General features: G+C 71.0%; 13 protein-coding genes. 9 read left to right on the forward strand and 4 right to left on the reverse strand.

Translation table 11 applies throughout. The features are described from left to right. The first annotated feature begins 128 nt into the window (after positions 1–128). From ACWBNA_RS01795 to ACWBNA_RS01815, 5 genes are all read left to right on the forward strand, one after another. A complete protein-coding gene (locus tag ACWBNA_RS01795; protein WP_482701541.1) occupies positions 129–677 on the forward strand; it encodes a DinB family protein in 549 nt (182 codons plus the stop codon). A 38-nt stretch (positions 678–715) separates the two neighbouring features. Beyond that, positions 716–1,357: a PadR family transcriptional regulator gene (locus ACWBNA_RS01800; RefSeq protein ID WP_482701543.1), complete on the forward strand. Its 642-nt coding sequence runs from the start codon at positions 716–718 to the stop codon at positions 1,355–1,357. A 74-nt stretch (positions 1,358–1,431) separates the two neighbouring features. Beyond that, on the forward strand, positions 1,432–2,403 hold the full coding sequence (locus ACWBNA_RS01805) for an ATP-binding cassette domain-containing protein (protein WP_482701545.1): 972 nt from the start codon (positions 1,432–1,434) through the stop codon (positions 2,401–2,403). After that, positions 2,400–3,161, forward strand: coding sequence for an ABC transporter permease (locus tag ACWBNA_RS01810; RefSeq protein ID WP_482701547.1), 762 nt, complete (start codon positions 2,400–2,402; stop codon positions 3,159–3,161). The genes ACWBNA_RS01805 and ACWBNA_RS01810 overlap by 4 nt, the downstream gene beginning before the upstream one ends. A 307-nt stretch (positions 3,162–3,468) precedes the next feature. Further along, positions 3,469–4,557 carry a beta propeller repeat protein gene (locus ACWBNA_RS01815; protein WP_482701549.1) on the forward strand — a complete coding sequence of 363 codons (1,089 nt, stop codon included), beginning with the start codon at positions 3,469–3,471 and terminating at the stop codon, positions 4,555–4,557. A gap of 60 nt (positions 4,558–4,617) precedes the next feature. On the opposite strand, the gene ACWBNA_RS01820 is transcribed toward ACWBNA_RS01815, so the two are convergent. Then, positions 4,618–5,901 carry an ion channel protein gene (locus ACWBNA_RS01820; protein ID WP_482701551.1) on the reverse strand — a complete coding sequence of 428 codons (1,284 nt, stop codon included), beginning with the start codon at positions 5,899–5,901 and terminating at the stop codon, positions 4,618–4,620. A gap of 147 nt (positions 5,902–6,048) precedes the next feature. Between ACWBNA_RS01820 and ACWBNA_RS01825 the strand changes: the two genes are divergently transcribed. Next, complete coding sequence (locus ACWBNA_RS01825) at positions 6,049–6,810, forward strand: MerR family transcriptional regulator (RefSeq protein ID WP_482701553.1); 762 nt, start codon at positions 6,049–6,051, stop codon at positions 6,808–6,810. A gap of 18 nt (positions 6,811–6,828) precedes the next feature. On the opposite strand, the gene ACWBNA_RS01830 is transcribed toward ACWBNA_RS01825, so the two are convergent. Next, positions 6,829–7,194: a YbjQ family protein gene (locus ACWBNA_RS01830; protein WP_482701556.1), complete on the reverse strand. Its 366-nt coding sequence runs from the start codon at positions 7,192–7,194 to the stop codon at positions 6,829–6,831. A 131-nt stretch (positions 7,195–7,325) separates the two neighbouring features. Between ACWBNA_RS01830 and ACWBNA_RS01835 the strand changes: the two genes are divergently transcribed. Beyond that, positions 7,326–8,198 (forward strand): DedA family protein, encoded by an 873-nt coding sequence (locus ACWBNA_RS01835; protein ID WP_482701557.1) that lies wholly within the window; start codon positions 7,326–7,328, stop codon positions 8,196–8,198. A 95-nt stretch (positions 8,199–8,293) separates the two neighbouring features. Here the strand turns inward: ACWBNA_RS01835 and ACWBNA_RS01840 are convergent, their stop codons facing one another. Further along, positions 8,294–10,000 carry a threonine/serine exporter family protein gene (locus tag ACWBNA_RS01840; protein ID WP_482701559.1) on the reverse strand — a complete coding sequence of 569 codons (1,707 nt, stop codon included), beginning with the start codon at positions 9,998–10,000 and terminating at the stop codon, positions 8,294–8,296. A gap of 103 nt (positions 10,001–10,103) precedes the next feature. Further along, a complete protein-coding gene (locus ACWBNA_RS01845; protein WP_217234996.1) occupies positions 10,104–10,595 on the reverse strand; it encodes an inorganic diphosphatase in 492 nt (163 codons plus the stop codon). A 124-nt stretch (positions 10,596–10,719) separates the two neighbouring features. Here ACWBNA_RS01845 and dacB point away from each other — a divergent pair, with 124 nt between their 5' ends. Together dacB and ACWBNA_RS01855 are read left to right on the forward strand one after the other, a co-directional pair. Next, complete coding sequence (gene dacB, locus ACWBNA_RS01850) at positions 10,720–12,306, forward strand: D-alanyl-D-alanine carboxypeptidase/D-alanyl-D-alanine endopeptidase (RefSeq protein WP_482701562.1); 1,587 nt, start codon at positions 10,720–10,722, stop codon at positions 12,304–12,306. A gap of 62 nt (positions 12,307–12,368) precedes the next feature. After that, complete coding sequence (locus ACWBNA_RS01855) at positions 12,369–13,490, forward strand: zinc-dependent metalloprotease (protein WP_482701564.1); 1,122 nt, start codon at positions 12,369–12,371, stop codon at positions 13,488–13,490. Positions 13,491–13,647: the final 157 nt, after the last annotated feature.

A 13,647-nucleotide genomic window follows, 5' to 3' on the forward strand; every position in this document is an offset into this window, starting at 1 on the left:
CCGCGGCCCCCCGCTTCTCCGCGGCTCCTCTCGGCCGATTGCGGACAGAAGGTGACCGCAAGGGTCCGTAGGTTTTTCGGTGTCAGGAGGCCCTCGTAGGCCCCGATCCCGACGAAAGGCGGCCGGTCATGGTCACTCACGTTCGCGCGGAAGCCCACGGCGACGAGCGAGGAGCACTGCTCTCCTTCCTGGCCGAGCAGCGCGGCGGCATCCGTCGGGCGCTGCTCGGGCTGACGGACGAGCAGGCCTCGTCGCGCCCCAGCGCCAGCGAGCTGTCCCTGGCCGGCCTGCTCAAGCACGTCGTCGAGGTCGAGCAGGGCTGGGTGGCGCGAGCCAAGGGTGAGGCGCCGGCCGTGAAGCGCGACGAGTCGAACTGGCACGAGTGCTTCCAGCTGGTGGGTGACGAGAGTGTCGAGTCGCAGCTCGCGTACGGGGAGAAGGTCGCCGCCGACACGGAGGCGTTCGTCCGCACGGTCCCGAGCCTCGACGACACGTTCCCGCTCCCGAACGACCCCTGGTTCCCGCCGGACGAGTCGGTCTCCGTGCGCTGGCTGGTCCTGCACCTGATCCGCGAGACGGCCCGGCACGCCGGTCACGCCGACATCATCCGCGAGTCACTGGACGGCGCGAGTGCCTGGGACCTGGTGGCGAAGGAACAGGGCACCACCTGGGGCTGACCCGTGGTGCTGTGGTGCCGCGGCCTAGTCTGGAGCGCATGTCAGCGATCCGTCTCCTCGTGCTCGGCGCGGTGCGCCAGCACGGCCGGGCCCACGGCTACCAGGTGCGCAACGACCTGGAGTACTGGGGCGCGCACGAGTGGTCCAACGCCAAGCCCGGCTCGATCTACCACGCCCTGAAACAGATGGCGAAGCAAGGGCTGCTGCACGCGCACGAGATCGCCCCCTCCACCGCGGGCGGCCCGCCGCGCACGGAGTACGAGATCACCGAGGCCGGCACCGAGGAATGCTTCAGGCTGGTGCGCGAGGCGCTGACCTCGTACGACCAGAAGATGGACGTCAAGTCGGCGGCGATCGGCTTCATGGTCGAGCTGCCGCGCGCCGAGGCCGTGGCGCTCCTGAAGGAACGGATCCGGCGCATCGAGGAGTGGCGCTCCGGGGTCACCGAGCACTACGTGCCCGAGGACGGCCCGGAGCAGCTCGGCCACATCGGCGAGATCATGAACCTCTGGATCCACACGGCCGACGCGGAGGCCGAGTGGACCCAGGGGCTGATCGCCCGCATCGAGGGCGGCGCCTACACCTTCGCAGGTGAGGGCGAGCCTTTCGTCGGCATCCTGACGGAGGGCCAGGAGAACCCGTACGCGACGGGGGAGCGGCATCCGGAAGACGTGGGCTAATCAAGTTTGACCAATCCAGTTCCGGGAAGTATCTTCGGTAGGTAGTCAAGTTTGATTAGCGAGGGAGTGGGTCAGTGGCCGACACGGCGATCACCGTCGAAGGCGCACACAAGAAGTACGGCGACAAGAAGGCACTGGACGGACTCGACCTGCTGGTCGGGCGAGGCACGGTGCACGGCGTGCTCGGGCCGAACGGCGCGGGCAAGACGACCCTGGTCAGGATCCTGTCCACCCTGCTGCGGCCCGACGCGGGCCGGATCGAGGTGGCGGGACACGACCTCGTGACCCAGGCCCAGGAGGTCCGCTTCCGCATCGGCCTGCTCGGTCAGCACGCGGCTCTCGACGAGGAGTTGTCCGGCCGCCAGAACCTGGAGATGTTCGGCCGCCTGTACCACCTGGGCGCCCGGCACGCGCGCGTGCGTGCCGGTGAACTCCTGGAGCGTTTCGGCCTCACCGACACCGGCCGCAAGCCCGTCAGTGCCTACAGCGGCGGTATGCGGCGCCGCCTCGACCTGGCGGCCTCCCTCATCACCGAGCCGGAGGTCCTCTTCCTGGACGAACCCACGACCGGCCTCGACCCGCGCGGCCGCGCCGAGGTGTGGGACGCGGTCCGCTCCCTTGCCGGTGCCGGTACGACGGTCCTGCTGACCACGCAGTACCTGGAGGAGGCCGACCAGCTCGCCGACCGCATCTCGGTCGTCGACCGGGGCCGGGTCATCGCGGACGGCACGGCGGACGAACTGAAGGCGATGACCGGGGGCGACCGTATCGACGTGGTCCTGCGCGACGCGGGCCAACTGGGAGCGGCCGTCGCCCTGTTGCCGCTGGCCGGCTCAGGCGTGTCCGTCGACACCGACCGCCGGCTGCTCAGCGCCCCGGTCACCGACCGCATGGCGGCCCTGTCGGGTGTCGTAAGGGCGTTGGAAGAAGCGGGGATCGAGGCGGAGGACGTGGCCCTGCGCCGCCCGACGCTGGACGAGGTGTTCCTGCACCTCACCGGCGACGACCGAGCGGGCGACGACAACCGAGTGAAGGAGGCCGTGTGAGTACGTACGCACTGACCGATTCCTGGACCATGACCCGGCGCGAACTCGCCCACTGGACACGGCAGCCGGTGCAGGTCGTGGTCGGCCTGGTCTTTCCCGTGATGCTGCTGCTGATGTTCGGCTACCTCATCGGCGGCGGACGCGAAGTCGAAGGGGGCTACGTCGACTACCTGGTCCCCGGCATGCTCGCGCTCACCATGGCCTTCGGCCTGGAGGGCACCATGCTCGCCGTCACGCAGGATCTCAACAAGGGCGTGATCGACCGCTTCCGGTCCATGCCGATGGCCAACGGCGCCGTACTGGTGGGCCGTTCGGTCGCCGACATGCTCCAGTCGGCGCTGAGTCTGACGGTGATGATCGGTGTCGGCCACGCGATCGGCTGGCGGACGCACGGCGGGGTCTCCGGCTTCCTCGGAGCCGTCGGGCTGCTCCTGCTGTTCCGTTTCGCCATGCTGTGGATCGGCATCCACCTGGCGATGGTGGCCGGGAAGCCCGAACTGGTGCAGGCCGTGCAGATCCTGGTCTGGCCGGTCGGCTTCCTCTCCAACGCCATCGCGACCCCCGAGTCCATGCCTGGGTGGCTGGGCACGGTCGTCGAGTGGAACCCCATGTCCCAGACGGCGACCGCGGTACGGGACCTGTTCGGCGGGCCGGGTGGGGAGGCCGGGCATGTGTGGGCGGCGGTGGTGTGGCCGTTGGTGCTCGTGGGGGTGTTCTTTCCGCTGGCGGTGCGGAGGTTCGGGGCGTTGAGCAAGTAGGACGGGACGGGTGGGGCCGGGTCAGGGACGGGTCGGGGACGGGTCGGAAAGTCGTCGCGGAGGAATGGGAACCCGGGCGCGGTGAGCGGTGTACCAGAAATGACAGTGCATCGCGGCCGGGCGGATCCGGTGGATCTGGGGGGTTCCCATGAGTTGGGGCTGGGGCTGGGGCTGGGGCTGGGGCTGGGTTAGGGGCAGGGCTGTGGTGGCCGCCGTGCTGGGCGTGCTGGCGTCGGCGACGGCGTGCGGGGACGCGGGGGCGGGCGGGAGTGGGGTGGGCGCTCGTGCGCCCGGAAAGGCGGAGGTCATGCCTCCCCGTGTGCCGTCGGCGCGGGAGCTGCCCGGCTTCGTGGCCGGCGTCGGCTTCGCGTCGGACGGCAGCGGGTTCGCGTTGCTCGCGGAGTGCGACACGACGCGCTGCTGGCAGAGAGTCGCCGTGCTCGACCGGGGAGCCGAAGCGTGGCGGCTCGGGCGTTCCCCGCTGCCGGACGTGACGGGCGACCTCGGGATCACGGCGGGCCTGGTCGTCCTGGGGCCCGGCCGGGCGCTTCTCACCGACGGCACCTGGCCGCCCCCGGACGGCACCTGGTTCACCGGGGACGCAGGCCGCACCTGGCGACGGGGCTCCAGCGATCCCTCGGGGCCGACTCCGGTCGTGCCCGAGGGCGGTGCGCTGGTGGAGGACTGTCTGCGGATGGACCCCGAGGGCAACGGCTGCGAACGATCCCGCCTGGCCGCGGTTCTGCCGGACACGGGGGAGTACAAGGTCCTGGCCACCCAGCCTCCGTTGGAGGGCGCGGTGCGGCCGGCGGGGGAGGTCGTGCCGGAAGCCGGAAGCGGCCTGGCGGGCGCGCACGCCGAAGCCCTGTTGTTCGCCTCCGGCCATGACCCGGGCTCCGGTCGGCCCGCCCTCGCCGTCAGCGAGGACCGGGGGCGCAGCTGGCGGCTGTCCCGGCTGCCGGGGACGGCGGAGCGCGGCGGGGGCGTGCAGGTGGTCGGTGCCGCCCGGTCGACGGTGCTGTACGCGCTCCGGCCGGGCATCCCGCCCGACGAGGACGACGTGAAGAACGGCCTGCTCGCCCTGTACCGCAGCACCGACGGCGCCCACAGCTGGGAGCGGGTCTGGAACCACCGCAAGGGCGTGGAGCCGCGCTCGTCACTCGGCATCCCGGTCGCCGCCGCCGACGGCAGTCTGACGGTCCATGGTGAGGCGGGTGTCTGGCGGAGCACCGACGGCGGCCGTTCCTTCACGGGGTCCGGCTCCCGGGGCCTGGCGGGCTCGGTCACCCGGACGCCGCTCGGCTACCTGTGGACCGACAGCTTCGGTGCCGGAAGCTTCCGCATATCGGCCGACGGGGTCCACTGGACGCACTTCGAGCTGGGCGAAGGGAACTGACGGGGGCGCACCGACGGGGGCGCACCGCCCCAGGGGAGGCGGCTCGGCTGCTGGGTGGGTTCATGTGAGCGGGGTCCCATCCTTGCGCAGCTGCATCTGCGGCCGTCCCGTCACAAGGAGCCAGGCCGGCAGGGAGGCGATGCAGAGCAGGGCGAGGATCGCTGGGGAGTCCACCAGCACGGCGGCGGTGAACAGGCTCACCCACCCCTGCCGGGTGATGGCGAGGAGCATCCCGAGGACGGCCGCGGCGACACCGAGCGCCGGATGGACGGCGGGCACCAGGGCGTGCGCGCCCAGCCCGAAGGCCGTGCCGACGAACACGGCCGGGAAAATGCGCCCGCCCCGGAAGCCGCAGGACGCGGCGACGAGCAGCGCGGCGAGCTTCACCACCGTCATCGTCGCGAACTGCCCGGCCGACCAGCCCTCGGGATCGCGGGCCAGCTCGCCGACCTCGTCCAGCCCCTTGAAGAGCGTCAGATGGCCGCCCAGGGCCGCCAGCAGGCCCAGCACCAGCCCGCCGGCCGGAAGGGCCAGCATCGGGTGCCCGAGCCGGGCGAAGGTGCCGTGGACGTACGGGAAGGCGTACACGGCGATCATGCCGAGCAGCGCCGCCGCCGAGGCGACCACCAGCGCCGCCAGCAGATCGCCCCAGCTGGGCCGCCCCAAGGCGGGCAGATGCAGGTCGAAGGTCGGGTCCGCCACCAGGGTGGTCGTCAGGGCGCCGGCCGCGGCGGCGACCAGCGGTGCGAAGACGCTGTCCCACAGCGCCCCCTTCAGCTCCTTCCCGGCCAGCGCCTCGGAGATGACCAGCGCCGCCGCGACCGGCGTGCCGAACAGCGCGCCGATCGTGGCGGCCTCGGCCAGCGCGGGCCACAAGCGGTCCGGGATCCGGGGGAGCAGCCGACTGCCCAGCCAGAAGGCGAGCGCCACGTTCACGGCGATGATCGGGTTCTCGGGACCGAGACTCGGCCCGCCCGCGAGCATGAGCCCGGTCGCCAGCACCAGCCCCGGCAGCACGACGGGAGGGAGCACGGGGGCGTCGAGCCCGGTGGTGGCCGGGTCGGGCCCGGCGTGCCCGGGCACCTTCCACACCACCAGCCCGACCGCCACGCCCGTCGCGGTGAGCACGACGAGCATCCACAGGACGGAGTACCGGCCGATTCCCAGCGCGTCCGGCAGGTTGTGCCACAGCACGTCCTGGAGTTCCCCGGCCGCCGCGCTCACCCCGAGCAGGATCAGACTCGCGACCACACCCACCATGAGAGCGGGGAGGATCAACGGCAGCAGGGCGCGCGCCGGGGTCGCCGGGGCGGCGGGTGCCTGCTGCGCGCTGTCCTGGGCCACGGGCTCACGATATGGGGACAAAGCGGACTGAACACCCGGAGGGGCCCGGTTGGGGAGCGCCGTATCGGAACCCGCCGGAATTCGGCTTGCACCTCACGTCACGTGAGGACCCACCGTGGAGGGCGTACCGGGAAGGGAGCGGACGAAGTGAGCTATTCCGTGGGACAGGTCGCCGGTTTCGCCGGAGTGACGGTGCGCACGCTGCACCACTACGACGACATCGGCCTGCTCGTCCCGAGCGAGCGCAGCCACGCGGGCCACCGGCGCTACAGCGACGCCGACCTCGACCGGCTGCAGCAGATCCTGTTCTACCGAGAGCTCGGCTTCCCGCTCGACGAGGTCGCCGCCCTGCTCGACGACCCGGCCGCGGACCCGCGCGCGCACCTGCGCCGCCAGCACGAACTGCTGACCGCCCGGATCGAGAAGCTGCAGAAGATGGCGGCGGCCGTGGAGAACGCCATGGAGGCACGCAAGATGGGCATCAACCTCACGCCGGAGGAGAAGTTCGAGGTCTTCGGCGACAAGGATCCCGAGCAGTACGCCGAGGAGGCGGAACAGCGCTGGGGCGGCACGGAGGCGTACGCCGAGTCCCAGCGCCGCGCCGCCGGCTACACCAAGGACGACTGGAAGCGCATGCAGGCCGAGGTCAACGACTGGGGCGAGCGCTACGACGCCCTGATGGCCGCCGGCGAACCGGCGACCGGCGAGGCGGCGATGGCCATGGCCGAGGAACACCGCCGGCACATCAGCACGTGGTTCTACGAGTGCCCGTACGAACTCCACGAGAGCCTCGGCGAGATGTACGTCTCCGACGAGCGCTTCAAGGCGTTCTACGACTCCATGCGCCCGGGTCTCGCCGAACACCTGAGGGACGCGATCAAGGCGAACGCGACCCGCCGCACCTCCTGAATCCCCGGCCCGGGAGCCTCACTCCCGGGCCAGGACCACCGCCGTCCCGTAGGCGCACACCTCGGTGCCCACGTCCGCGGCCTCCGACACGTCGAAGCGGAACATCAGCACGGCATTGGCCCCACGCGTGCGTGCCTGCTCAACCAGCCGCTCCATGGCCTGGTTCCGGGTCTCCACCAGCGTCTTGGTGAGCCCCTTGAGCTCACCGCCGATCATCGACTTCAGACCCGCGCCGATCTGACTCCCGAGGTGCCGGGACCGTACGGTCAACCCGAAGACCTCTCCGAGGACCTCCTGAACCCGGTGTCCGGGCACGTCGTTCGTGGTCACCACGAGCACGTCCGGCCGGGGTTCCTGACCACCGCCGTAATCTTCGATACCCATGGTCCACAGCTTTGTCCCAGACGGGCCACAGTGCATCCTGAGGGCGCCCATGGAACCTGGGCCACGACGGCTGCGTTGATACTTTTGGCAGCCAGCCCAGCCCGTCCCCCACACGCAGGAGCCACAAACCCGTGACGACCACGCTCGCGCTCGGCCCCGAGTGGCTCAGCCCCGACTATCTGATCGAGACCTTCAGCCTGCCCGGCATCCTGCTGATCGTCTTCGCGGAGTCCGGGCTCTTCGCGTTCCTGCCGGGTGACTCGCTGCTGTTCACGGCGGGCCTGTTCGTGGCCGAGGGCAACTTCATCAGCCAGCCGTTGTGGCTGGTCTGCACGCTGATCGTGCTCGCCGCGGTGATCGGCGACCAAGTGGGCTACATGATCGGCAAGTTCTTCGGTCCGAGGCTCTTCAGCCGCCCCAACTCCAAGCTCTTCAAGCAGGAGAACCTGGACAAGGCCCACGAGTTCATGGAGAAGTTCGGCCCGAAGGCGATCGTCCTCGCCCGCTTCGTGCCGATCGTGCGCACCTTCGCCCCCATCGTGGCGGGTGCCGGCCGCATGAAGTACCGCACCTTCCTGACGTACAACATCATCGGCGGCGTGTTGTGGGGCACCGGCGTCACCCTTGCGGGTTACTGGCTGGGCCAGATCGGCCTCATCAAGAAGAACGTCGAGGCGATCCTCGTCCTGATCGTGATCGTGTCCGTGGTCCCGATCGCCATCGAGTACCTCCGGGAACGCTCCAAGAAGAAGCGCGCGGCCGCCGAGGCTCCGGTCGCCGCCGCCTACCAGCCCCCGGCCATGGACGACGCGACGACCCAACTCCGCCGCATCCCCCCGACCGAGCAGCAGCAGGGCAACCACGGCGAGCAGCAGTACGGCCACGACCAGCACTACGGCCGGCCCCAGCAGCAGCCGTACGCCCAGCAGTACCCGCAGAGCTACGGACAACGGCCGTACGACGCCCAGCAGAACGAGCAGTACCCGCCCCAGCAGGGCTACTGACAGCCGGACCAGGGGCGCGGCGAACAGCACGAGCAGCTACGACGAACCCGAGGTCGCCGTCCGCCGGCCTCCTCGGGGCCCCTGGGCCATGGGCCTCAGAACCCTCGCGTCCGCTTCGCGGCCCTTCGCCCCGCCGCACTCCCCGCCCCCGGCAACCGCAGGAACAGGCGCGAGATCTCCGACCCGAGATTGACCCCGATGGCGATGGCCATGGCCAGCGCCGCCGCCTTCGACAGTGACACCAGCCCCTCGTCGACCTCGTTCTGGGCGATGGACAACAGCCCGAAGTACGTCGCGGAACCCGGCAGCAGCGGCCCGATGGCCGCCGTCGTGTAAGGCAGCGCGGAAGCGAACCGGTACCGGGACAGCATCTGGCCGAACAGCCCCACCAGGCCCGCCGCCACCGCCGTGGAGGCGACCGGCGACAGATCGCCCGCGTAGTGCATCGCGCCGTACACCGACCAGGCGACACCGCCGTTCAGGGTCACCGCCAGCACGGTGGATCGTTCCTGCTGGAGCAGCACAGCGAAGGTCAGCGACAGCAGCATCGACGCGCCGATCTGCCACAGCGGCCGCTGCGAGTCGCCCAGTCCGGCGTCCGGGTTGAGGTGGGCACCCAGCTGCACACCCACGTAGAGCATGATCAGCACCCCGACGACGATGCCGACGAAGAAGTACATGACCTCCAGCAGGCGCGCGGAGGCGGTGATGTAGAAGCCGGTCAGACCGTCCTGGACGCCCGCCACGAGCGCCCGCCCGGGCAGCAGGGCGAAGAGTCCACCGGTGACGACCGCGGCGGCCTGCACGTCCACGTGCGCGAGAGTCAGGGCGATCCCGATAGCGGCCGGCGGCATCGCGGCGACGGTGAACTGGTAGAACTCCGGCAGTCCACGCCCCGCGCACAGCCACGCCAGCCGGTCGCCGAGCATCGCGCCGAGCGCGGCCGCGATGAAGACGATGTAGTCACCGCCGACGAGCACGGAGGCCGCACCCGCCAGCAGCCCGCTCGCGGTGGTCAGCACCCAGCCGGGATACGGGTGCCGGTTGCGCCGGATCTCGGCGAGCCGCCGGTAGGCGTCCTCCAGGGAGATCGCCGTGTCGGGGTCGCTGAGGTCGTCGACCAGCCGGAACACGGCCGCCAGGCGCGTGTAGTCGGTGCCGCGGCGGCGGACCGTCCGGGACGCGGTCACCGGGTCCTCGACCAGGGACGGCTGGTACGAGATCGACAGCAGGGTGAAGGTGACGTTCGGCTCGCAGCGGTCCAGGCCGTAGGACCGGCAGACGGCGAACATCGCCGCCTCCACGTCTTCGGCGCCCTCACCACCGGCCAGCAGCAGCTCGCCGATACGCAGCGTCAGGTCGAGCACGCGCGGAACGGCGGGGCCTTCCTCCTCGACCTTCTGCAGCGGCTCCGGGGCGGGCCGCTCGGCCACCGGCATCCGCAGCATCGTGCGCATCCGGTCCTGCCAGGGCGCGTGCTTGGTGAGACTGATCACCGGGATGCCGGTCGCCGGGGTGAAAGCCGGCGGGGCGTCCTTGGCGCTGTAGGTGCGCGGTGTGCTGAACGCCGACCCCTCGGAGTCCGCCGGCGGAGTCTGCGCGACGTCCAGCCCCTTGGGGAGGGCGAACTCGGAGGTGACCTCGGACTCCGTGGCGGCGCCTCTGGGAACGGCCAGCCCCTGCGGAACCGCGAACTCCGATGTCGTGGAGGAATCGGCCGAATCCCCGACGACTGCGGTGGGGGCCGTGAACCGGCTCCTCGCCTCGTCCGACCGCGGCTTGCGGTCTTCCGCGTCCCTCACTCCGTAGCGCTCCCTGTACGACACGTGCAGCAAGCCTCAGTATGCGCACACATACGCGAAGGGGCCGCACGCGCACGCGTGCGGCCCCTTCGCAACAGCAGGATCAGTGGCCGCCCTGGTCCTTGAAGCGCTTGTACGACCGCTCGATCTCGATCTCGGCGTCCGTACGGCCCACCCAGTCGGCGCCTTCGACCGACTTGCCGGGCTCGAGGTCCTTGTAGACCTCGAAGAAGTGCTGGATCTCCAGGCGGTCGAACTCCGACACGTGGTGGATGTCGCGCAGGTGCTCGACACGCGGGTCGGTCGCCGGGACGCACAGCAGCTTGTCGTCGCCGCCGGCCTCGTCCGTCATCCGGAACATGCCGATCGCACGGCACTTGATGAGGCAGCCCGGGAACGTCGGCTCGTCAAGAATGACCAGCGCGTCCAGCGGGTCGCCGTCCTCGCCGAGGGTGTTCTCGACGAAGCCGTAGTCGGTCGGGTAGGCGGTCGAGGTGAAGAGTCGACGGTCCAGGCGGATCCGACCGGTCTCGTGGTCCACCTCGTACTTGTTCCGCGAACCCTTCGGGATCTCGATCGTGACGTCGAACTCCACCGGTGACTCCTCCATGATCAACACATAGTTCTGGTGGTTAAGTGTCCCTCACGCAGGTGTGTGATCGCGAAAGGGGCTGTTGGTCGTGCCAGAGCTGAGGCCTTGGCGAGCCGCGAGACCGCGTGTGACGCGGGTCGCGAACGCCGTACGACCGCGTCTGGCACAGGCCGCGGACGCCGTACGACCGCGTCTCGCACGTGCCACGGCGGCCGCGAAACCGCAGGTCACACGGATCGCGCGGGCCGCGAAGCCGCAGGTCGCGCGGATCACGAGGCCGAAGACCTGGCAGTACACCGCGGGCGCCGCCACCGCCGGACTGGCGCTGGCCGGAGCAGTGGTGACCGCCGCCGGCCCTTGGGACTCCAGCGGTCAGCGTACGGCGGAGCGGGACCGGGCGGTTGCCCTGGAGCACACGGGTGGCGCAGATCACGATGGCTCGACGGGCACGTCCTCCGACACGGCGGGAGGGGCGCCCCGGCCGGCGCCCAGCGCCGCCTCCGTCCTCGCCGGCCTCGGCGGGGCCACGAACAGGGCCAAGACGGCCCCGACCGGGCCGGCCCTCGCCGAGGTCCTGAGACCCCTCCTGAAGGACGCGGCGCTCGGCTCCCGTCGCACGGCGGCGGTCGTCGACGTCGCCACCGGCAGGCGGCTGTACGGCACGGGCGCCGACGAGGCCCTCACTCCCGCCTCCACCACGAAGATCGCCACCGCGGTCGCCGCCCTCTCCGCCCTCGGCGCCGACCACCGCCTCACCACCCGCACCGCCCTCGAACCCGACACCAACGAACTCGTCCTCGTCGGCGGCGGCGACCCCACCCTCACCGCGCACCAGGACGCCGACGGCTGGGCGAGCCTGGGCACCCTCGCCGACGACACGGCCGCCGCCCTGCGGAAGCGCCACATCAGCGAGGTCACCCTCTCGTACGACACCACTCTGTACGCCGGTCCGGAACTTCACCCCATCGGCGTCAACGACAACCTCGCCCCCGTCAGCGCCCTGATGGCCGACGAGGGGCGCACGGACGACTCCGCGAGCGGACCCGCGCCGCGTGTGCCGGACCCCGCGGCGGACGCGTCCCGCACGTTCGCCGGCCTCCTCAAGAAGCACGGCATCAAGACCACGTCCCCAGGCCCCTCCAAGGCCACCGGCCGCGCCGAGCCGCTCGCCGAGGTCTCCTCGCCCCCGCTCTCGGCCCTCGTCGAACGCATGCTCACCAACAGCGACAACGACATCGCCGAGGCCCTCGCCCGCCAGACCGCCGTCGCCACCGGCGAACGCGCCGACTTCGACGGCGCCGGCCGGGCGATCGGCGCCCGGTTGAAGAAACTCGCACTGCCCGTGTCGGGCGCCGGCTTCAGGGACGGCAGCGGCCTGAACCGCGACGACAGGCTCACGGCGAACCTGCTGACGTCCCTCCTGGCGAAGGCCGGCGACCCCGCCCACCCGGAACTGCGCCCGGCCCTCACCGGCCTCCCGGTGGCCGGCTTCACGGGCACCCTGACCAGCCGCTACACGGACGGCGCGGCAGGAATCGTACGAGCCAAGACGGGCACCCTGACGGGAGTGAACACGCTGGCGGGAACGGTGGTGGACCACAGCGGCCGCCTCCTGGCCTTCGCCTTCCTGGCGTCGAACACGACGGACCCGGCGGCGGCACAGTCGGCGCTGGACAGGACGGCGACGGCTTTGGCGGCGTGCGGTTGCCGGTAACCAGGCCGCGTCAACCTCGCGCGGCCCTGCCCCAAGGGGTGGCGCTCACGTACGGTTGACGCATGACGAGCATCGGTGGTGCCGAGATGGTCGACTGGAATCTCGCGGTGGCGACCGCGACCCGGCTCGTGCGGCCGGGCCCCGAGGTGAGCCGCGACGAGGCCCGGGCCGTCGTCGCGGAACTGCGCCGACATGCCAAGGCCTCGGAGGGACACGTCCGGGGCTTCACTCGTTTGGGGACGGAAGACACCCACGACACCCCGGTCCTCGTCGTCGACCGTCCCGGCTGGGTCCGGGCGAACGTGGCGGGCTTCCGGGAACTGCTCAAGCCCCTGCTCGACAAGATGCAGGAGCGGCGCGGCAGTACCCCCGGAGGCGCGGTCCTCGGCGCCGTCGGCGGCAAGGTGACGGGCGTCGAACTGGGGATGCTGCTGTCCTTCCTGTCCTCACGCGTCCTCGGGCAGTACGAGACGTTCGCGCCGTCCACCCGCGACCTTCCCGCGGGCGAGAACGGCGGCGGCCGGCTGCTTCTGGTCGCCCCGAACATCGTGCACGTGGAGCGCGAACTCGACGTGCAGCCCCACGACTTCCGCCTGTGGGTGTGCCTGCACGAGGAGACGCACCGCACCCAGTTCACGGCCGTGCCCTGGCTGCGGGACCACCTGGAGGGTGAAATCCAGTCGTTCCTGGGAGAGACCGAGGTCGACCCCATGACCGTCCTGGAACGCATCCGGGAAGCCGCCCAGTCCCTGGCCGGCGGGCGCCCCGAGGGCGAGGAGGACGAGGGCAGGTCCCTCGTGGAGATCGTGCAGACGCCCGCCCAGCGGGAGATCCTGGCCCGCCTCACCGCCGTGATGTCCCTCCTGGAGGGGCACGCCGACTTCGTGATGGACGGGGTCGGTCCGGACGTCGTGCCGAGCGTCGCCGAGATCCGCGAGAAGTTCCAGCAGCGTCGCGCCAAGGGCGCCTCCCGGCTGGACATGGCGCTGCGCAAACTGCTGGGTCTGGACGCCAAGCTCCGCCAGTACCGGGACGGCGAACGCTTCGTACGGGCCGTCGTCGACCAGGTCGGCATGGACGGCTTCAACCGCGTGTGGACGTCCCCGAACACCCTCCCGACCAAGACGGAGATCGCCAAACCGGCGGACTGGGTCGCGCGGGTGCACCGCAAGTCCGAGTCGTGAACAGGGCGCCGGGGTCGTGAAGCGATTCAGGCCGACGGCAGGCGAACGCCCCTCCAATCACCCGTCCGAGGGACCGTGAGCGATGGGTAGGCGTGCAATGCTCGGGGAACGGCCCGGTTCTGTCACCATCTACATACTCTGAGTGACCGAGCTCGGG

It is taken from the genome of Streptomyces sp. Q2 (assembly GCF_056820935.1).